The 18,806-nt window shown below is 69.6% G+C and carries 16 protein-coding genes and 2 pseudogenes; 10 read left to right on the top strand and 8 right to left on the bottom strand.

Annotation, left to right across the window (positions count from 1 at the left end):
- The first annotated feature begins 39 nt into the window (after positions 1–39).
- From nuoL to ABD841_RS13245, 5 genes are all read left to right on the top strand, one after another.
- On the top strand, positions 40–1,881 hold the full coding sequence (gene nuoL, locus ABD841_RS13265) for an NADH-quinone oxidoreductase subunit L (protein ID WP_344971193.1): 1,842 nt from the start codon (positions 40–42) through the stop codon (positions 1,879–1,881).
- Positions 1,881–3,455: an NADH-quinone oxidoreductase subunit M gene (locus ABD841_RS13260; protein ID WP_344971094.1), complete on the top strand. Its 1,575-nt coding sequence runs from the start codon at positions 1,881–1,883 to the stop codon at positions 3,453–3,455. Before nuoL ends, ABD841_RS13260 begins: the two co-directional genes overlap by 1 nt.
- Complete coding sequence (gene nuoN / locus ABD841_RS13255; protein ID WP_344971092.1) at positions 3,452–5,005, top strand: NADH-quinone oxidoreductase subunit NuoN; 1,554 nt, start codon at positions 3,452–3,454, stop codon at positions 5,003–5,005. Before ABD841_RS13260 ends, nuoN begins: the two co-directional genes overlap by 4 nt.
- A gap of 14 nt (positions 5,006–5,019) precedes the next feature.
- Positions 5,020–6,015: a polyprenyl synthetase family protein gene (locus ABD841_RS13250; RefSeq protein WP_344971090.1), complete on the top strand. Its 996-nt coding sequence runs from the start codon at positions 5,020–5,022 to the stop codon at positions 6,013–6,015.
- 89 nt (positions 6,016–6,104) lie between these two features.
- Positions 6,105–6,506: a MarR family winged helix-turn-helix transcriptional regulator gene (locus ABD841_RS13245; RefSeq protein WP_344971088.1), complete on the top strand. Its 402-nt coding sequence runs from the start codon at positions 6,105–6,107 to the stop codon at positions 6,504–6,506.
- A 211-nt stretch (positions 6,507–6,717) separates the two neighbouring features.
- Here the strand turns inward: ABD841_RS13245 and rarD are convergent, their stop codons facing one another.
- Positions 6,718–7,635: an EamA family transporter RarD gene (rarD, locus tag ABD841_RS13240; protein WP_344971086.1), complete on the bottom strand. Its 918-nt coding sequence runs from the start codon at positions 7,633–7,635 to the stop codon at positions 6,718–6,720.
- 137 nt (positions 7,636–7,772) lie between these two features.
- Between rarD and msrA the strand changes: the two genes are divergently transcribed.
- Complete coding sequence (msrA, locus tag ABD841_RS13235) at positions 7,773–8,435, top strand: peptide-methionine (S)-S-oxide reductase MsrA (protein WP_344971084.1); 663 nt, start codon at positions 7,773–7,775, stop codon at positions 8,433–8,435.
- 580 nt (positions 8,436–9,015) lie between these two features.
- Here msrA and ABD841_RS13230 read toward each other — a convergent pair.
- The 4 genes and pseudogenes from ABD841_RS13230 to ABD841_RS13215 all read right to left on the bottom strand — a co-directional run.
- Positions 9,016–9,378 carry a hypothetical protein gene (locus tag ABD841_RS13230; RefSeq protein WP_344971082.1) on the bottom strand — a complete coding sequence of 121 codons (363 nt, stop codon included), beginning with the start codon at positions 9,376–9,378 and terminating at the stop codon, positions 9,016–9,018.
- The gene (locus tag ABD841_RS13225) at positions 9,375–9,758 is read right to left on the bottom strand and encodes a hypothetical protein (protein ID WP_344971080.1); all 384 of its coding nucleotides are present in this window, start codon (positions 9,756–9,758) and stop codon (positions 9,375–9,377) included. The genes ABD841_RS13230 and ABD841_RS13225 overlap by 4 nt, the downstream gene beginning before the upstream one ends.
- A 134-nt stretch (positions 9,759–9,892) precedes the next feature.
- The gene (locus ABD841_RS13220) at positions 9,893–11,113 is read right to left on the bottom strand and encodes a helix-turn-helix domain-containing protein (RefSeq protein ID WP_344971078.1); all 1,221 of its coding nucleotides are present in this window, start codon (positions 11,111–11,113) and stop codon (positions 9,893–9,895) included.
- 130 nt (positions 11,114–11,243) lie between these two features.
- A pseudogene (locus ABD841_RS13215) lies at positions 11,244–12,485 on the bottom strand (replication initiator); the annotation flags it as partial.
- 148 nt (positions 12,486–12,633) lie between these two features.
- On the opposite strand from ABD841_RS13215, the gene ABD841_RS13210 reads away from it, so the two are divergent.
- Positions 12,634–12,975: a type II toxin-antitoxin system RelE/ParE family toxin gene (locus tag ABD841_RS13210; RefSeq protein WP_344971076.1), complete on the top strand. Its 342-nt coding sequence runs from the start codon at positions 12,634–12,636 to the stop codon at positions 12,973–12,975.
- Complete coding sequence (locus tag ABD841_RS13205) at positions 12,972–13,271, top strand: helix-turn-helix domain-containing protein (RefSeq protein WP_068898232.1); 300 nt, start codon at positions 12,972–12,974, stop codon at positions 13,269–13,271. The genes ABD841_RS13210 and ABD841_RS13205 overlap by 4 nt, the downstream gene beginning before the upstream one ends.
- 443 nt (positions 13,272–13,714) lie before the next feature.
- Here ABD841_RS13205 and ABD841_RS13200 read toward each other — a convergent pair whose 3' ends face one another.
- Positions 13,715–14,719: a GlxA family transcriptional regulator gene (locus ABD841_RS13200; RefSeq protein WP_344971070.1), complete on the bottom strand. Its 1,005-nt coding sequence runs from the start codon at positions 14,717–14,719 to the stop codon at positions 13,715–13,717.
- A 126-nt stretch (positions 14,720–14,845) separates the two neighbouring features.
- On the opposite strand from ABD841_RS13200, the gene ABD841_RS13195 reads away from it, so the two are divergent.
- Entirely contained in the window at positions 14,846–15,730 is an 885-nt protein-coding gene (locus ABD841_RS13195) for an NAD(P)-dependent oxidoreductase (RefSeq protein ID WP_344971068.1), read from the top strand.
- Positions 15,727–16,365, top strand: coding sequence for a DinB family protein (locus tag ABD841_RS13190; protein ID WP_344971066.1), 639 nt, complete (start codon positions 15,727–15,729; stop codon positions 16,363–16,365). The genes ABD841_RS13195 and ABD841_RS13190 overlap by 4 nt, the downstream gene beginning before the upstream one ends.
- Positions 16,366–16,728: 363 nt before the next feature.
- Here the strand turns inward: ABD841_RS13190 and ABD841_RS13185 are convergent.
- Both ABD841_RS13185 and ABD841_RS13180 read right to left on the bottom strand, forming a co-directional pair.
- A pseudogene (locus ABD841_RS13185) lies at positions 16,729–17,220 on the bottom strand (DUF4143 domain-containing protein); the annotation flags it as partial.
- Between the two features lie 242 nt (positions 17,221–17,462).
- The gene (locus ABD841_RS13180; protein WP_344971062.1) at positions 17,463–18,749 is read right to left on the bottom strand and encodes a hypothetical protein; all 1,287 of its coding nucleotides are present in this window, start codon (positions 18,747–18,749) and stop codon (positions 17,463–17,465) included.
- Between the last annotated feature and the right edge of the window lie 57 nt (positions 18,750–18,806).

Genomic DNA, 18,806 nt, shown 5'->3' with positions numbered 1-18,806 from the left:
GTCCCGCACTCCGCCGGGGTGATCGGGGCCTCCTGGCTGATGATCGTGCTGCCGCTGCTCGGGGCCGCGATCCTCCTGCTGGGCGGGCGCCGTACCGACCGCTGGGGCCACCTGCTCGGCGTCGCGATGTCCGTGGCCTCCTTCGCGGTGGCCGTCGCAGCCTTCTTCGAGCTGCTGGGCCGGGACCCGGGGCAGCGCCGCCTCGGCATCGCGCTGTACGAGTTCATCCCCGGCGTCGCCGACATGGGGCTGCTGATCGACCCGCTCTCGATCAGCTTCGCCCTGCTGATCACCGGTGTGGGCTCGCTGATCCACATCTACTCGATCGGCTACATGGCGCACGACACCGAGCGGCGCCGGTTCTTCTCCTACCTGAACCTGTTCATCGCGGCCATGCTCCTGCTGGTGCTGTCCGACAACTACGTCGGCCTGTTCATCGGCTGGGAGGGCGTGGGTCTCGCCTCCTACCTGCTGATCGGGTTCTGGCAGTTCAAGCCCTCGGCGGCGGTCGCGGCCAAGAAGGCGTTCGTCGTCAACCGCGTCGGCGACTTCGGCCTGCTGATCGCGATGTTCACGATCTGGAGCACGTTCGGCACGTTCGCCTTCGCCGACCTCCCCGAGAAGGTCGGCACGGCCTCCCAGGGCACGATGACCGCGATCGGCCTGCTGCTCCTCCTGGGCGCCTGCGGCAAGTCGGCCCAGCTCCCGCTGCAGTCGTGGCTCCTGGACGCGATGGAGGGCCCGACCCCGGTCTCGGCCCTCATCCACGCCGCGACCATGGTCACCGCCGGCGTCTACCTGGTCGTCCGGTCCGGTCTCTTCTTCGAGGCCGCCCCGACCGCGCAGCTCGTCGTGACGATCGTCGGCGTGGCCACGCTGCTCGCCGGTGCGATCATCGGTTGCGCCAAGGACGACATCAAGAAGGGCCTGGCCGGTTCGACGATGTCGCAGATCGGCTACATGATGCTCGCCGCGGGCCTCGGCCCGACGGGCTACGCCTTTGCCATCGCGCACCTGATCACGCACGGTTTCTTCAAGGCCAACATGTTCCTCGGCGCCGGTTCCGTCATGCACGGCATGAACGACGAGGTCGACATGCGCAGGTACGGCGGGTTGTTCCCGGTGATGAAGGTCACCGCGATCACCTTCATCATCGGTTACCTGGCGATCATCGGTTTCCCGCTGCTGTCCGGCTACTTCACCAAGGACGGCATCATCGAGGCGGCGATGCACCACAGCCCGGTCCTGGGCTGGCTCGCCGTGCTGGGCGCGGGCATCACCGGCTTCTACATGTCGCGGATGGTCTTCATGACCTTCTTCGGCAAGCGGCGCTGGGCCGACGACGCGCACCCGCACGAGTCGCCCTCCGTCATGACCGTGCCGCTGATCATCCTGTCGATCGGCTCGATCGTCCTCGGCGCCTTCCTGATCCTCGACAACCGGTTCATGCAGTTCCTCGCCCCGGCGGTCGGCCTGCCCGCGGAACTTCCCGCGTTCCACCCGTTCAGCGTCCCCGGCCTGGCCACGCTCGCGCTGGTCGCGGTCGGCGCCGCGTTCGCCTGGTTCCGCTACGGTGCCGCCGAGGTGTCCCCGGTGGCCCCGCGCGGCTCCTTCGTCACCACGTTCGCCCGTCGTGACCTGTACGGCGACGCCCTGAACGAGGCGCTGTTCATGCGCCCCGGCCAGTGGCTGACCCGGATCGCGGTGTTCTTCGACAACCGCGGCGTCGACGGCCTGGTCAACGGCCTGGCGGCGGCGATCGGCGGGACCTCGGGCCGGCTGCGCCGCGTCCAGACCGGCTACGTGCGGTCCTACGCGTTGTCCATCCTCTTCGGTGCCGCCGTGGTCGTTGGCGCCCTGCTCTACGTGGGGAACATGTGATGCCCTGGCTCTCAACCCTGATGGCCGTGCCCGTTCTGGGCGCGGTGGGTGTCTCCCTTGTCAAGAACGACAAGGTCGCCAAACAGCTGGCCCTGGTGGTCTCGCTGATCGTGCTCGGGCTCACCGGCGCCCTCGCGGCCCAGTTCGACCCGACCTCGGAGACGCGCTTCCAGTTCGCCGAGGTCTACGACTGGATCCCGCGCTTCGGCGTGCACTACGGCGTCGGCGTCGACGGCATCGCCCTGGTGCTGATCGCGCTCTCGGCGGTGCTCGTGCCGATCGTGATCCTCGCCTCCTGGCACGACGCGGACGGCACCGTCGTGACGGTGCCGGGCGAGGGGCCCAAGACGGTGGCCCCCAAGCGCTCGGTGCGGACGTACTTCGCACTGCTGCTGGTGCTCGAGGCGATGATGATCGGCGTCTTCGCGGCGACCGACGTCTTCCTCTTCTACGTCTTCTTCGAAGCCATGCTGATCCCGATGTACTTCATGATCGGGTCGTACGGCGGGGTCCAGCGGTCCTACGCGGCCGTGAAGTTCCTGCTGTACTCGCTCTTCGGCGGCCTGCTCATGCTGGTCGCGGTGATCGCGCTCTACGTGGTCGCCGACCGGGCCAACGGGGCGGACCAGCCGGGCACCTTCATGTTCACCGAGCTGATCGGGGTCGTCCAGGACCCGACCACGCAGAAGTGGCTCTTCGCCGGCTTCTTCATCGCGTTCGCGGTCAAGGCCCCGCTCTGGCCGTTCCACACCTGGCTGCCCGACGCCGCCGCGCAGGCCCCGGCCGGTGCCGCGGTGCTGCTGGTCGGCGTGCTGGACAAGGTCGGCACGTACGGCATGCTCCGCTTCTGCCTGGAGCTGTTCCCGGACGCGTCGGTCTTCTTCACCCCGCTGGTGATCACGCTGTCCGTCGTGGGCATCGTCTACGGCGCCATCGTGGCCATCGGCCAGACCGACATGAAGCGCCTGATCGCCTACACCTCGATCTCGCACTTCGGCTTCATCGCCCTCGGCGTCTTCGCGATGACCGACCACGCCGGCGCGGGCGCCACGCTCTACATGGTCAACCACGGTTTCTCGACCGGCGCGCTGTTCCTGATCGCCGGCTTCCTGATCTACCGCCGCGGTTCCAGCCTGATCGCCGACTACCGGGGCGTGCAGAAGGTCGCCCCGGTGCTCGCCGGCACCTTCCTGATCGCCGGACTGTCGGGCCTGTCCCTGCCGGGCCTGTCCTCGTTCGTCAGCGAGTTCATGGTCCTGTTCGGCACGTACGAGCGCTACGCCATCCCGGCGATCATCGCGACCACCGGTGTCATCCTGGCGGCCGTCTACATCCTGTGGATGTACCAGCGCACGATGACCGGTCCGCCGGCCGAGTCGGTCAGGGCCCTGCCCGACCTCGACACGCGGGAGAAGTGGGTGGTGGCCCCGCTGGTCGCGGTGATCATCGCTCTGGGCTTCTTCCCCAAGCCGGTGCTCGACGTGATCAACCCCGCGGTGGACAAGACGCTCTCCAGCGTCAAGGTCGACCAGTCCAACACCGCCGTGGCAGACAAGAAGGGGGCCGGCCAGTGAACGGCACCATCACAGCCCCGACGATCGAGTACGCGCTGCTCGCGCCGATGCTGCTCGTGTTCGGCGCGGCTGTCGTCGGAGTGCTCGTCGAGGCGTTCGCGCCGCGCTTCCTGCGCAAGTCGGTCCAGGTGCCGCTCACGCTGCTCGCCCTGGCCGGCGCGTTCGTCATGACCGTCCTGACCGCGCTCAACGGCCTGCCGGACGCCCCGGCGGCCATGGGCGCGGTCGCGGTGGACGGCCCCTCGCTGTTCATCTGGGGAATCATCCTCGTCCTGGCCCTCATCAGCACGCTGCTGATCAACGACGACGAGCAGTTCGTCGCGCAGGCGGCGGCCGTGCCGGGAAGCCCCGACGAGGAGGAGGCGGTCCGCCACGGGTACGCCCAGACCGAGGTCTACCCGCTGCTGCTCTTCTCGGTCGGCGGCATGCTGCTGTTCGCCGCCTCCAACGACCTGCTGGCCATGTTCGTCGGCCTGGAGGTCATGTCGCTGCCGCTGTACCTCCTGTGCGGCCTGGCCCGCCGTCGCCGCCTGCTCTCGCAGGAGGCCTCGGTCAAGTACTTCCTGCTCGGCGCGTTCTCCTCGGCCTTCTTCCTGTACGGGATGGCCATGGTGTACGGCTACGCCGGGTCGGTCGACCTGAGGGCCATCGGCTCCGCGCTCGGCTCGGTCAGCGGCCAGGAGACGATCCTGCTGCTCGGTGCCGCGCTCCTCGGCATCGGCCTGCTCTTCAAGATCGGTGCCGCGCCGTTCCAGGCGTGGAAGCCCGACGTCTACCAGGGCGCGCCGACCGCGGTCACCGCCCTGATGGCCTCCACCGTGCTGGTGGCCGCCTTCGGCGCCGTGCTGCGCGTCTTCTGGGTCGCCCTGGGCGGTCTGGAGTGGAACTGGCAGCCGGTGATGTGGGGCGTCGCGATCCTCACCATGATCGTCGGTGCGATCCTGGCCATCACCCAGACCGAGATCAAGCGCATGCTGGCCTACTCCTCGGTCGCCCACGCGGGCTTCCTGCTCACCGGCGTGCTCGCCGTGGGCGACGCCGCCGAGCAGAACCAGCAGTCCCTGTCGGCCATCCTGTTCTACCTGGCCGCGTACGGCTTCACCACGGTCGGCGCCTTCGCGGTGGTCACCATGGTCCGCGACGCGGGCGGTGAGGCGGGGCACCTGTCCCGGTGGGCCGGTCTCGGCAAGCGCGCCCCGGTCCTGGCGGGCATCTTCGCCTTCTTCCTGCTGGCCTTCGCCGGCATCCCGCTCACGAGCGGCTTCTTCGGCAAGTACGCCGTGTTCGCGGCGGCGGTCTCCGGCGGCGCGCTGCCGCTGGTGATCGTCGGCGTGGTCAGCTCGGCCATCGCGGCGTTCTTCTACGTCCGCGTGATCGTGCTGATGTTCTTCAGCGAGCCCGCCGCCGACGGTCCGTCCATCGCGGCCCCCACGGTGGGTACCTCGGCTGTGGTCGCTCTGGCGGCAGCGGCTACGGTAGTGCTGGGCGTTTTCCCCCAGCCGGTGCTCGATATCGCGGACCAGGCTGCGTCCGCGTTGTTCATTCGCTAGAGGAGTAATGGTCCATGGCTGCGCCACCGGTGGTTGATCTTCCGTTCGTCGACGAGCGGTTGGCGCAGGACCTGGCAGCCGGACTGGCCGAGGTCGAGAAGCTGCTGCGGTCCTCGGTGGAGAGCGACGACGCCTTCGTCACGGAGGCGTCGAAGCACCTCATCGAGGCGGGCGGCAAGCGGTTCCGGGCGATGCTCGTGCTGCTCGCCGCCCAGTTTGGCAGGCCGGACGCCCCCGGCGTGGTCCCGGGGGCCGTGGTGATCGAGCTGACCCACCTGGCCACCCTGTACCACGACGACGTGATGGACGAGGCCCCGGTCCGCCGGGGCTCCCCGTCGGCCAACGCCCGATGGGACAACACCGTGGCCATCCTGACCGGCGACTACCTGTTCGCCCAGGCCTCGGAGATCCTGGCCGACCTCGGCGCCGACATCATCAGGATCCAGGCCCAGACGTTCTCCCGCCTGGTGCGCGGCCAGATCCGCGAGACCATCGGCCCCCGCCCCGGCGAGGACCCGGTCACCCACTACATCGACGTGCTGGCCGACAAGACCGGCTCGCTGATCGCCACCTCGGGCCGGTTCGGCGCCCTGCTCAGCGGCGCCGCCCCCGAGGTCGTCGAGCGGGTGACCCGGGCCTGCGAGGCCATCGGGGTCGCCTGGCAGCTCGGTGACGACCTGCTCGACGTCGCCGCCGAGTCGGTCGAGTCGGGCAAGACTCCGGGCACCGACCTGCGCGAGGGCATCCGGACCCTGCCGGTGCTCTACGTCCTGGCCTCCGACGACCCCGGGAGCGCCCGGCTGCGCGAACTCCTGGCGGGTCCGGTGGGTGAGGAGGACATCGAGGAGACCCTGCGTCTGCTCCGCTCCCACACCGCGATGGAGCGGGCCCGCGCCGAGCTGACCTCCTGGGCCGACCGGGCCCGCGAGGACCTGGCGGGCCTTCCCGACATCCCGGCTCGCGCCGCCTACCTCGCCCTCTGCGACTACGTCGTGGAGCGCTCGGGCTGATCGGGAATCCCCGATCTCTTTGCGCGTGCATGCAAATGCGCGGATCCGCGTAAACTCCTCTCAGGTCGGATGCACCGGGGAGGTTCGCAATGTCGTGGGACCGTTTCGCCCTTCTGCACGCACGTGTGGAGGCTGACCTGGCCAAGGCCCTGCAGCGCGGTCACGGTCTCGGACTGTCGGAGTACCGCGCGCTGGGGCGGCTCGCCGCGGCTCCCGGCGGCGAGCTGCGCATGCAGGAACTCGCCGAGGCCGTGGGGCTCAACCAGAGCTCGGTGACCCGTCTCGTCGCCCGCCTGGAGGAGGCGGGCATGACCCGCCGGGCCCTCTGCCGCGACGACCGCCGCGGCGTCTACTCGATGATCACCGACCGGGGGCGCGCCCGCCTGGCCGAGGCCACCCCCACCTACGAGCGCACCCTGGCCGCCGCCCTGGAGCAGGCGGGCATCGACCCCGACTTCACCCCCCTGGTCCTCGCCGTACGGGGCTCCTAGCGCCTTTCAGGGGGCGCTGAGGGGCTTTCAGGAGCTTTCTGACGCTTCGTCGGAGAGTGGCAGTCTTCGGAGGGGACCTTCAGGGCGACGGCTTCGGAGAGCGACGGTTTTAGGACGACGGTCTTCGGAGAGCGACGGTTTTCAGGACGACGGTCTCCGGAGGGCGGCGCCTCCGTCGGACGGTGATGGTTTCCGGAGGGCGGCGCCTTCGTCAGACGGTGACGGTCTCGCGGTCTTCCTGCCGGGCCTGCCTGGCCCGGTGGGCCGTACGGAGGCTGTCCCAGGTGAAGACCGACAGGGCCAGCCAGACGATGGCGAACCCGATCCAACGGCTGGGCGGCATGACCTCGCGTGCGACGAGCACCCCGCACAGGAACTGCAGCACCGGCGCGATGTACTGGAGCAGGCCGATCGTGGTGAGCGGCACCCGGATCGCGGCGGCGGTGAAGCAGAGCAGCGGGACGGCGGTGACCACCCCGCCCCCGGCCAGCAGCAGGGCGTGCGCGGTGCCCGCGTTCCCGAAGGTGCTCGTGCCCTGCTGCCCCAGGAAGACGAGGTAGCCCAGCGCGGGGAGCAGCAGCACCAGTGTCTCGATCGCCATGCTCTCCGCCGCGCCCACCTGCGCGGTCTTCTTGACCAGGCCGTACGTGCCGAAGCTGAGGGCCAGCACCAGCGCGATCCACGGCAGCCGGCCGTAGTCGAAGGTCAGCACGAGGACGGCGACGGCGCCCAGCCCGACCGCGGCCCACTGGAGCGGCCGCAGTCGCTCCCTCAGCAGCAGGACGCCGAAGAGCACACTGACCAGGGGATTGATGAAGTAGCCGAGCGCGCCCTCGACCACGTGCCCGCTGTTGACCGCGTAGATGTAGACACCCCAGTTCACCGTGATGATCATTGCGGCCAGGACGAGGAGGCCGAGCTTCTTCGGGGTTCGTACGAGCGCGTGGAACCAGGACCAGTGGCGCCGTACCGCCAGGATGGCGGCGACGGCCACCAGGGACCAGGCGATGCGGTGCGCGAGGATCTCCACCGCGCCGGAGGGCTTCAGGAGCGGCCAGTACAGCGGAAACAGGCCCCACATCGTGTATGCGGCGACGCCGTACAGGACTCCACGACGTGATTCAGGCATGTAACTTATTTTCGCTCCTTACCGGATTTAATACAAGTTAGTATTACTTTCCGGATCATTAAGCGTTGCTTACGGGAACATGGCGCGGCCCTCGACAGTTCCCCTCTCTGGGGAGAACACGTCAGAAGGAGGTCCCCATGGGCTGGCTGTTCGGCAAGGACAAGACGTCGATGGTGTCGCCGGAGAATGCGCTCCCGGGCCGTGACATCCGCATGGCGGTCCCCGCCCGGCACGCGGTCCTCGACGCCCCGCTGGCTCCGCCGTACCCCGAGGGAAGTGAGATCGCGGACTTCGGCCTCGGCTGTTTCTGGGGCGCCGAGCGCAAGTTCTGGCAGACCCCCGGGGTGATCTCCACCTCGGTCGGCTACGGCGGCGGCTACACCCCGAACCCGACCTACGAAGAGGTCTGCACGGGCCTGACCGGCCACACCGAGCTCGTCCGCGTCGTCTTCGACCCGGCCCGCGTCTCGTACGAGGAACTGCTGCGGGTCTTCTGGGAGGCCCACGACCCCACCCAGGGCATGCGCCAGGGCAACGACGTCGGCACCCAGTACCGCTCGGCGATCTACTTCCACTCGCCCGAGCAGGAGAAGTCCGCCCTGGCCTCGCGTGACGCCTACCAGAAGGTGCTCACCGAGTCGGGCTACGGGCCCATCACCACCGAGATCGCCGCCGCCGGTGACTACTACTTTGCCGAGGAGTATCACCAGCAGTACCTGTTCAAAGTTCCGAACGGCTACTGCGGCATCGGCGGAACGGGAGTGGCCTGCCCGGTCGGCCTGACGAGTGGCGAGGCGTAGACCTGCGGAGATAGCTGAAATCTGGCCCTTGATCGCCCGGCATGCCCGGTGCTGATCTTGGGCCAGAGGTGTTTCCGGCGAGAATCTTCTCTACAGGGTCGAGTACTTTCTCTACAGGGCCAAGGCGGCAGCGCTCCGCGCCGCCGCACGGCGGGACACGCCCCGCCGTCCCGGCACGGCCAGCGGGCCGGGCATGCGGCCTGGGGGCCGGTCCCGGCCCGCGCCAGCCGGGACGGCACGGCGTAAGCCCGCCGCCCGCCGCACCGCGCACCCGCCGCACCGGACGAACCCGCCGCCCTGGGTACGCGCTGCCGCCGCCGCTCCGCCACCGGCCCCAACCGCTGCGCGGTCCCTTCGGGATGCTTCGCATTGGCGCCGGCCGCTGCGCTCCGTGAAGTTCACCCGGCATGTCCGATCAGCGGAAAGAACAGGCTGCCGCTTCGCTTCCTGTGCTCAGCCCTGGCGGGCTTGCGCTCCGGGTCGGGTTGCCAACGGATGACCCCGGCGACCTGGTCACGGTCGTCTCTGGTCGGGTGCGGCGGCGCGGGCACGGGGGAAGATCGCGCCGCCGCACCGGCTTTCAGCAGTGACGCCCCGGCATCCGTGAGGGGAAACGCCGGGGGGCCATCACCACCAGGGCGTCACTGAGCACGGTGGTCATCAGCGACCCGCCCGCCGGGAACGCGCAGTACACGGCGACGGGGTAGATGCGCAGCCCCCCGGGCAGGGGGTGAAGGTCGGCCACGTGTGCCCACACCAGATCCGCGGGCCCCAGGTCGGCCCGCCGGTTCTCGGCCCGCGCCGGGACGAGCGCGAACGGGTGACCCGCCTCCCGCTGGAACAGCAGGCCGTACCCCGCCCGCAACTCCGCCGCAGGCCGCACGGCGCTCCGGGGGTCGTCGATGTCCGCGCGGGCGGGGATGGCCTGGAGGTGCACCGTCACGACGGCTCACCCGGCCAGGCGGCGAGGATGAGTTCCACCACCTGTTCGGGGTGTTCGCGCTTCACCGCCTGGAGGTCGGGGCCGTTGCGCAGGGACACCAGGTAGCAGCCCGAGCGCGGCCCTACGGTCACCGTGGCCTCACGCCCGCCCTGGGGACCGATCACGGCCAGTTCCGGCGGGTGCCGATCGGTCCACGAGCGTGGCCACCGGGACGCCGGGCGGTCAGAGGCGAACCTGAGACTGATCGTGTGGTGACGGTGGGCACGGATACCCCGCTCGATGAGAAGCCGCTGCACGGTCACCAGCGCCCGGTCATGACGTTCCGCCGTCGCCTCGTCGACTACCCCCTGAGGTTCGGCCGGTGTCGCATGCTGTGTCACCTGTCCTCCAAGGTCGCAACCGCCGGATACGGACAGCGAGGACGGTAGTTCTCGCCGTCACGGCGACCTTAGGAACGGTCAAGGGGCCTACTGTTCACAGCTTGTGCACAGCGGACCCCTTGACGAGCGACCAGCTAGATGGCCATGCGGCTCTCCAATGTCCGCAGCGGTTCCGGGATCTTCCGGTGGACGCGCACGAGCTGACGAATTGTCTCCCTGGCCGAGGGATGGAAGCGCGCCATCTGCGGCGCGGTCCGCTCAGCGATGATCATCCGCTTGAGCGCCCTGTCGTGATCGTTGGCCCACAGGTGCGCCCGCGCCATGTCGATCTCGTGGTGTGCCCGGCGTTCGTCGGTGGTGTCGCGTCCGGTCAGATCGACTCCCTGATCCAGCCGGATGGCCTGGTCGGAGTCGCCGAGTTCGACGGCCACCGCGCACCCGTGGATGGCGGCGTTGCCCGGGTTCATCTGCAAGCCGTAGGGGTCGCGGCGGTCTCTCGGATTGATCCGGGCCGCCGCCTCGCTCGCGGTCCCGTGGTGCTCCCACGCATCGGCCGCCTTACCGGCCCTTGCGGCGGCGATGGCCGCGCTCAGATGCAGAGAGCCGAAGACTTCGGTGGACACCGGGTCGTCCTGGTCGATCTTGCCCGCCGTCTGCTTGAGCATCTTCAGCGCGACGTCCCAGGAGCCGAGCGTCATCAGTAACCGCGCCCGGCCCATGGTGACCAGGTGCGGCAGGTACGGATCCCCAGCCCGCTGGGCGGAGACCGATGTCCGCTCCACCACGACCTGTGCCAGGTCGTTGTAGCCCAGACGCCGGGCCAGCGATCCGGCGAAGCTCTGGGCGCGGTTGAGCAGCCGCCAGGCGCGGGGGTCGCCCGACTCCATGACATGCACGGTCAGCTCTTCCAATGCGGCAGGCAGGAGCGCGCCGAGGCGAGCGTGCGAGGCGGATTTCTGGAGTTTCTGGAGCCTGCCCAGCTCGGTGCTCAACTCGTCGAGTGTCCGGGGCGGCATGTCCGGCTCGGGCGCGACGTCCACGTACGCCAGCGCCATCCGGATGGCGGGGATCGCCGCGTGCACGGCGTCGCTGCGCTTGTCGGAGCCCCGGTACGGTTGTCCGTTGATCTCCGCCGGATCCACCTGACAGGCCCGCGCGACAGCGGCGACGAGCGAGGGCGTGGCAGGCCGGGCGCCGGACTCGACCTTGGCGATGAGGCTCCGCGAGACGTTGGCGAGCCGGGCCAGACCTTCCTGGCTGAGGTTGCGGAGCTTGCGTGCTCTGGCGATCCGCTGGCCGGTGTGCTCGCTGCGATCGTCGTGCATCAGGTCGGGGTTCCAGTCGTGCCCGGTCATCTGTATGCCTTCCTCGCGACTGCGCGGCATGTCCACCATAACGAGCCGTCCTTGCCGCCGGGGTGAACATTCCCGCCGCGGTCAGCTCTTGAACGAGGTCAGAGCACTGCCAGGGCAGGGAGACGCGCGGCTACTCGAACACCCGCTCTTCCGCTCTCTGCTTGGCGATCTCGCGGGCGGTGGTGATGCGTTGCCGGGCGAGTTCGGCCCAGAAGGCTTCGCCGTGCCGGTGTCCGTTCCCGGTATACCGCCACCAGGACAGGGTGACTGTCTTCTCCGCGTCGGGGGTGGGCAGGCCGAGGATCATCCGAGCCTGTTCGGCCCGGTACTCCGCGCGCGCCTGGCGCAGATCTCCCAGGGTGACGGAGTGGTAGCGGCTCTTGGTGGAGAAGTGGCCCCGGTAGCCGAGCATGTGAGCCCACTGCCGCAGTGGGAGATCCCGGTACGGGGGAAGCTCACCCAGGCTGAGACAGGTGTAGATCATCCGACGGCCGTGCTCGGTGACCTTCAGCGCGGCGATGTCCCCGGCGTTGCGGATCGGGCGGTCCACCGTCCCGGCGGACTCGGCGCCCTTGGTCGCGTACTTGGCGACGTAGGAGGCCACCCGCTGATCGCTGACGCCGTCCAACTCCGCCGAGACGTAGACCGGCCGCACGTCGAGCTGGGCGCCCCAGCGCAGCACCACCGGAGGAGGATCGCCCGGTAGCTGCTTCGACGCCGGTACGGCGATCTACGCGGCGGCGTGCCGGATCGCCTCATCCAGCAGGGGGACGGTGGCCCAGCCCGGCGGCGGTGCGGTCGGGCCGTCCGGCCCGTCGAGCCGGATCACCGCGTGGAAGTGGACCAGGCCGCGCGTCTGGTACTCGGCGACCTTGGCGTACGACAGGCGCAGGGCCGCGCGCAGGTGGGTACGGCGGATGCCGAGCAGCCGGGCGAGCGCGGCGAGGAGTGCTTGGGTAAAGCGGCGCCACGGCTCGCCCGCGTGCGCGTTCCGCAGCACCGCGCCCCGGTAGTCGTAGCAGCTCGCACAGAGCGGTTGGCCCACTTGCGGATCGTCGCGGTCATGGCGTGCCCCGCATCCTTCAGGCCGCCCGTGCTCGCAGATCGGGTGATCACGCCGGGGACGGCACGGCAGAATCGCGCCGTTCTTGCCCGTGCGGTGCGCGTGGACCGCGCCGAAGGACGGGGCGGTGAAGGTGGCGAACACGCGGGGATGCGCGCTGACGCCCTCGGGGACGCCCTTGCCGCCGCGCAGGCCGGAGATGATCAGGTGGTAGGTGTCGTCCCGGTAGAGCGCCGAGCAGGCCGGGCAGCGCGAGGCCCGGCGGTTGCCGCACGCGGTGAGCAGGAACCCGGTCGGTTCGGCGCCAGTGCTGCGCCTCGTCTGAAGGTCGTTCCGGTACGGCTTGCGTCACCGTGGTGGGAGCTGGAGGCCACGCGCTTCACCCAACGTGTTTTTATGAAAGCAGAGTGCGACAGAACCGTGGCTCATAGCATCAATGCTATGAGTTGGGGGTACCGTGGAGCTGGAACCAGAGGTTCGCAAGTGGCTTGAAGACCTGCCTTCGGCGCTGTTCGCAAGAGCGGCCTTCTATGTCGATCTTCTTTCGGCGGAGGGGCCTCTGCTGGGCGAGCCCTACACCAAGCAGCTGGACGGCAAGCTACGCGAACTCCGGTTCCATCTCGACGAGTTCGCGATGCGCATCACGTACTGGATCGCGCCTGGCCGCCGGATCGTGCTCCTGGCCGTGTTCCGCAAGACGCGGGCACGTGACGGTCGGGAGATCGATCGGGCTCGGCGGGCCATGCGTCGCTGCATCGAGTTGATGCACACCGTTGACGAGGAAGAAGAAGCGGTATGAGCGAGCAGGGGAGCTGGCGAGAGCTCAGGGATCGCCGGATGGCCGAGCCGGGTGCGGCCGAGGCGTATGAGGCCGCACGTATCGCCTACGAGCTGGGCAGGACGGTTCGGACGATGCGTGAGGGACGGGGATGGAGTCAGAGCGACCTGGCTCGTGAGGCCGGCATGACCCAGTCCGCGGTGGCCCGTTTCGAGGCGGGCGGGACCATTCCCACATTGCCGGTTCTGGAACGTCTGGCGCGCGCCCTGGACGCGGATGTCGAGGTCCGTCTGACGCCGAAGGCTCCAGCCGCTTGAGAGGTGCTCGGGGCACCCCCAGGTCTTGTGCCGGGGCTTGTCCGGCTACTGCAGGCTCGGTGGGACCAACGTCAAGCCGGGTGACCCGTCCGGGTGGTCCTGCCCGACGGGTCTGACGAGCCCGGAACAGTAAGCACGGCAGTCGGGGAGACCCTCGTACGGCCTCGGGCTGTTCGGGGTCTCTCCCGCCGCCCGACGTCGGGAAACCGAGCCGGGGGCGGCGGCGATGAGCCGGGACCCCGGTTGCATGCTCGTCTGCCGTGGCTCTGTCCACAGTGCTCGCTGTCCTGTGTGGCTTCCCATCAAACATGCGGCGTCTCAACGAGTCGGAGGAGGCCGCGGCGGACCCGCGTGATCCGGCGCTGGTTCTCGTCCGGGCGGTTACGGAGACCGGGCGGCGGGCGTCGTCCGACAACGCGAAGGGTCCGACGGTACCGGTCCGGTCAGCCGTTCATCGCGCGAGGGAAGGCCCGTCGATAGTCGCCCGGAGACACCCCCAGCTGCTTGAGGAAGTGGTGGCGGAGGTTGTTGGCCGTGCCGAGCCCGCTCAGCTCCCCGACCTTCGCGATCGGCAGGTCCGTCGACTCGAGCAGACTCCGGGCACGTGCCAGGCGTTGGTTGAGCAACCACTGCAGCGGTGTCATCCCGGTGGTCGCTCGCAGCCGCCGGTAGAGGGTTCGGGGGCTTATCGCGGCACGTCGCGCCAGTTCCTCGACCGTGAGCGGCTGGTCCAGGTTCGCGCTGGCCCATTCCAGGGCGGGACCCAGACTCTCGTCATCGGTCGGCGGCACGGACAAGTCGATGAACTGCGCCTGACCGCCGGGCCGATGGGCGGGCACCACCATCCGGCGGGCCAGCTGGTTGGCGATGTGCGCGCCGAGGTCGCGACGTACCAGGTGGAGGCAGAGATCGAGCCCCGCGGTCAGCCCGGCGCTGGTGAGCACGTCGCCGTCGTCCACATACAGCACCGAGTCGTCGACCTGCACCTTCGGATAGCGCTCGGCCAGCTGGGCGGTGTGCATCCAGTGGGCGGTGGCGCGGCGTCCGTCGAGCAGCCCTGCTTCGGCGAGAGCGAAGGCGCCGGTACACAGGGAGACGATCCGGGCGCCGGCGGCATGGGCACGGCGGAGGGCCGCCACCAGCTCGGGCGGCAGCGGCGTGCCGTCCTCGACGCAGGAGTCGGGAACCGAGGGCACGATGACCGTGTCCGCGCCGACGAGGCCGTCGAGCCCGTAGCCGGTCCGCACCGTCAGCCTTGATCCGGCGGGACCGCTCCGGTCATCCGGCGGACGCCTGCCCGTCCCGCACAGCCGCAGGTCGTACCAGGGGTCGGCGAGATCGGGATGCGGCCTGCCGAAGACGGTGCAAGGAATGCTCAGCTCGTACAGGTCCCAGGAGGGCACTTCGATGTCCTCGGTCACGACCACGGCGACGGAACCGGCGCTCATGATCCGAAGCCTATGGCAGGAATTTGGTGACATCCGTCATCCCCGTCACTGTTCTGGGCCGCGGCCCGCTGAGAACGTGGTCTCCGCGTGACCGACCGCCGCGAGCGGACAGACAAGGAGCTGTGGATGACCTCTGACCATTCGGCCGTGACCGTCATCGGGCTGGGCTCGATGGGCTCGGCGCTGGCCACCGCACTGCTGGACCGCGGCCATCCGACCACTGTGTGGAACCGTACGGCGCGCAGAGCCGAGGCGCTGGCCACCCGGGGGGCCCGTCCCGCCGTCACCCCCGGGGAGGCGGTCACGGCGAGTCCGCTCATCGTCGCGTGCGTGCTGGACTACGGGGCACTGCACGGCATCCTGGAGCCCGTCGGCGGCTCCCTCGAAGGCAGGACCCTGGTCAACCTCACCTCCGGCTCCCCGGAACAGGCCCGGGAGACCGCCGCGTGGGCCCGCTCGCTCGGCGCCGGTTATCTCGACGGCGCCATCATGACGACTCCCCCGGGCGTCGGCAGCCCGGAGATGATGTTCCTCTACAGCGGTTCACCCGAGGTCTTCGAAGCCCATCGCCCCACCCTGGCCGCATTGGGCGACCCCGTGCACCTGGGCGCCGATCCGGGCCTGGCGTCCCTCTACGACGCCGCGTTGCTCGGCCTGATGTGGTCCGCCCTGACCGGTTGGCTGCACGGCACCGCACTGGTCGGCGCGGAGAAGACGGAAGCCACGGCCTTCACCCCCTTCGCGGTCCGCTGGCTGACCGCCGTGGGCGGTTTCATGACCGCGTACGCGCCGCAGGTGGACGCCGGCCTCTACCCAGGTGATGACGCCACCGTCGACGTGCAGATCGCCGCCGTCGACCATCTCGTCCACGCCGCGGCGGCGCGGGGTGTCGACAACGCGCTGCCCGAGTTGCTGAAGCACACCATGGAGCGGGCCAGAGCGGCGGGTCACGGCTCCGACAGCTACGCGAGCGTGATCGAAGTCCTGCGGAACCCGGAGGGTGGCCGATGACCGCGGTGCCGGAGACCGCCTTCCCCTCCTCGCCCGACCCCGTGCCCCCCGTCACCGCCGCGTCATGGCCGGGCCTGGTGTCGGCCGTCGCCGACGAGTGCCTGGCCGTTCTCCTCAAGGGAGCCGGTCAGGACTGGTCACGCCGGGCCGGCGGTCTCGACTGGACCTGCCGCCAGACCCTCGACCACCTGGCCCTCGGTCTGATCGGCTACGCCGGTCTGCTCATCGCCCGTCCCCGTGACCGCTACATCACCCTCTTCGCCTCCCTCGACCCCCACGCCTCCGTTCCCGAGTGCCTGGAAGGGCTCGGCATCGCCGCGTCCCTGCTCAGCGTCACGGTCCGGGACACGGCCGCGGACGTGCGGGCATGGCATCCCTGGGGTCACTCCGACGCCGTGGGCTTCGCCGCGATGGGCGTCGTCGAACTGGCCGTTCACACCTACGACATCACCCGCGCCCTCGGCCTGCCCTGGACACCGCCCGGTGAGCCCAGCGCCGCCGCCCTCGCCCGTCTCTTCCCGGACGCCCCACCGGGGCATGATCCGTCCGCCACTCTGCTGTGGTGTACGGGCCGCATCTCGCTCCCCGGAATGCCCCGGCGTACGGAGTGGCGGTGGTACGGCGGCGCCGCATAGGGCCCTCGCCCCGATCTCCGCCGCCGTACCGCACACCGCGGCGCAAGGGTGCTCCGTGGCATGCGGCCGCGGTGGGACGGGAGTGGCCTGCCCGGTCGGCCTCTCGGCTGGCGAACGGGGCGAGGCTGGTCGTGTTCGGAAGTCTTTCGCGGGAGCGGAAGCGGTGGGTGCGGGATATCAGGTGGCCGGAGATGCCTCCCACAGCGCGGACAGTGGAAGGGCACGCATCTGGTCCCCGAAAGGGAGAGTTTCCTGTCCCGCGTAGAGGACGTACCCGGCGACGAGTCGGTCGCCGAGCCTGCGGGCCAGGTGCTGAAGCCCTCTGAAGTCATCGGCGCGTACGGTTTCCGCAGCCTTGACCTCGACGCCGACGACTTCGCCGGAGGCCCGTTCCAGAATGCCGTCGACTTCGACTCTGTCGCGATCTCGGTAGTGGTAGAGCCGCACGGGTTCTTCCGACCACGTCAGCTGGCGGGCCAGCTCGCCGAGGGCGAAGTTCTCCATCAGCGGGCCCACGGGTGCGGTTATGTCGGTGACCCGGGAGGGGGTGAGGCCGGCAAGGTGGGCGCCAAGGCCGGAGTCGACCACCAGGAGCTTGGGCGTCGCGATGGCGCGTGCGGTCGTGTTCGAGGACCAGGCCGGAATCCGCTTGATGACGTACACCAGGTCGAGCAGGTCGACGTACCGTTTCACGGTGTTGCGGGGGAGTCCGAGGTCACGGCTGATGTTGTCGATCACGGCGAGTCCGCCCATCCGGCCGCAGAGGACGTTGAGCAGGCGGCGCATGTCGGCGGGGCGCTCGATGTCCGACACTTCTTTCACGTCTCGATTGATCAGATTTGCCGGGTACTTCATGGCAGATCTGCCGTACAGGACGTGGCAGATTTGCCGTAAATAGGATGGCAGGTATGCCGTGACCCCAGGGGAATCCCCCCGGGGGGCAAACCTCTGAAACCTTCCTATGGTCACGGTGGCTGCGGTGGGACGGGAGCGTCCTGCCCGGTCGGCCTGGCCTCCAGCGAGGCATGGACCTGCAGGGATGGCCAGAGGCCGGCCCGTGATCGCCCGGCTCGACCGGGGCGGCCGGCGGATCGAGCTCAGTCGACCCGCCAGTAGGCGGCCTGCCGGTGTCGGGTTCCGTTCCCGGACGTCTCGGTCACGGTGGCCGCCCACGCGGTGGGCGCTCCCGGCCACGATGCGATCGCTTCTATCGACGTCTCCCGAAGGTCCAGTTGCTTCACCCAACGAGTGCCGGACAGCCGCCAGAGCCGGGACGTTCCGTCGGTCGCCCAGGCGTCGCCCCGGCCTGCCGGGGCGAGTTCGAGCCGGTCCCCTGCCGGCCCGTCCACACCGAGGCGGTAAGACCACCGACCGGCGGAATAGCGCATGACCAGACTGCGGACGTGGAAGCGGTCGTCACCGTCGTCTTGCTCGTGCCCGTCTCGCAGCTCACTCGGGCCCACGTCGACCCATCTCACGTATCCGACGGCGAGAAGCTCGTCATCGCCCGTGAAGAGCATGTCGAGCAGCGAGGCGTGCCAGTCCTGGATGCGACCGCCGGTGGGCTTGGGCAGCCGTGGCAGCGACTGACGAGTCCAGGCGACGCCGTCGAAGGACGCGGCGGCCGGCTGCCCGGTCACGGGGTCGTGGCCGACGACCCACACGTCCGAAGGGCCGCGTCCGCTCAGCGATCGGGCCGTGATGGGGACGCTGTGCCGTTGCCAGGCGCCCCCGCGGAACTCCACGACCGTGCTGGGACACTTCATCAGATCGGCGGCGTGAGTGTCACAGCCGACGGCCCAGGCGGCCCCGGGCGCCACGACATCGAGATCGAGCGGGTAGAACTGCCGGACCGTGTTTCCGAGGAGCGTCGAGGACCAGGTTCCGCCCGCCCGGTGGAACGCTCGCACGCCGGGGTCGTGTGCTTCCACCGTCGCCGCACCGCCGGGGTCGATGATCCAAAGGTCGTCGGCCGACGTTCCCGAGACGAGACGCTCGGCAGCGGCCGCGACGGGAACGCGCGGTCCGGCCTCCTGCCGCCAGGTACTGCCGTCCCAGCGTTGGAGAAGCAGCCCGCCGGGGCGGCCGTACTTGTGGATCCCGCCGACCGCGTATGCGGTGCCGTCGCCGAGCACGACCAGATCGTGGACGGCCGTGCTGTGGTCACCGTGGTTCACCGCGGCCTGCCGCCACTGCCCGGTTCGGGCCCTACCGGGCAGGGCTGACGTCTCGATGACAGGGGCGGGCTCGTCGGGTGTCGGACCGGGCCCGCCCCCGGCGGACGTCCGGCTCGGCTCGGCCGGTGCCCGGGTACGGCCGACCGGTGGCGGGCCACAGGTTGCCACCAGCAGGAGAACGGCCAGGACCAGGAACAGGCGGGGCATGCATTCATTTTTCAGACGATCGGCGATTTCTCACAGCGCGGAGACGGTTCTACGCCA

Origin of the sequence: Streptosporangium fragile, assembly GCF_039534445.1 — a bacterium.
Taxonomy (GTDB): domain Bacteria; phylum Actinomycetota; class Actinomycetes; order Streptosporangiales; family Streptosporangiaceae; genus Streptosporangium; species Streptosporangium fragile.
This window is presented reverse-complemented; position numbering and strand designations above follow the sequence as displayed.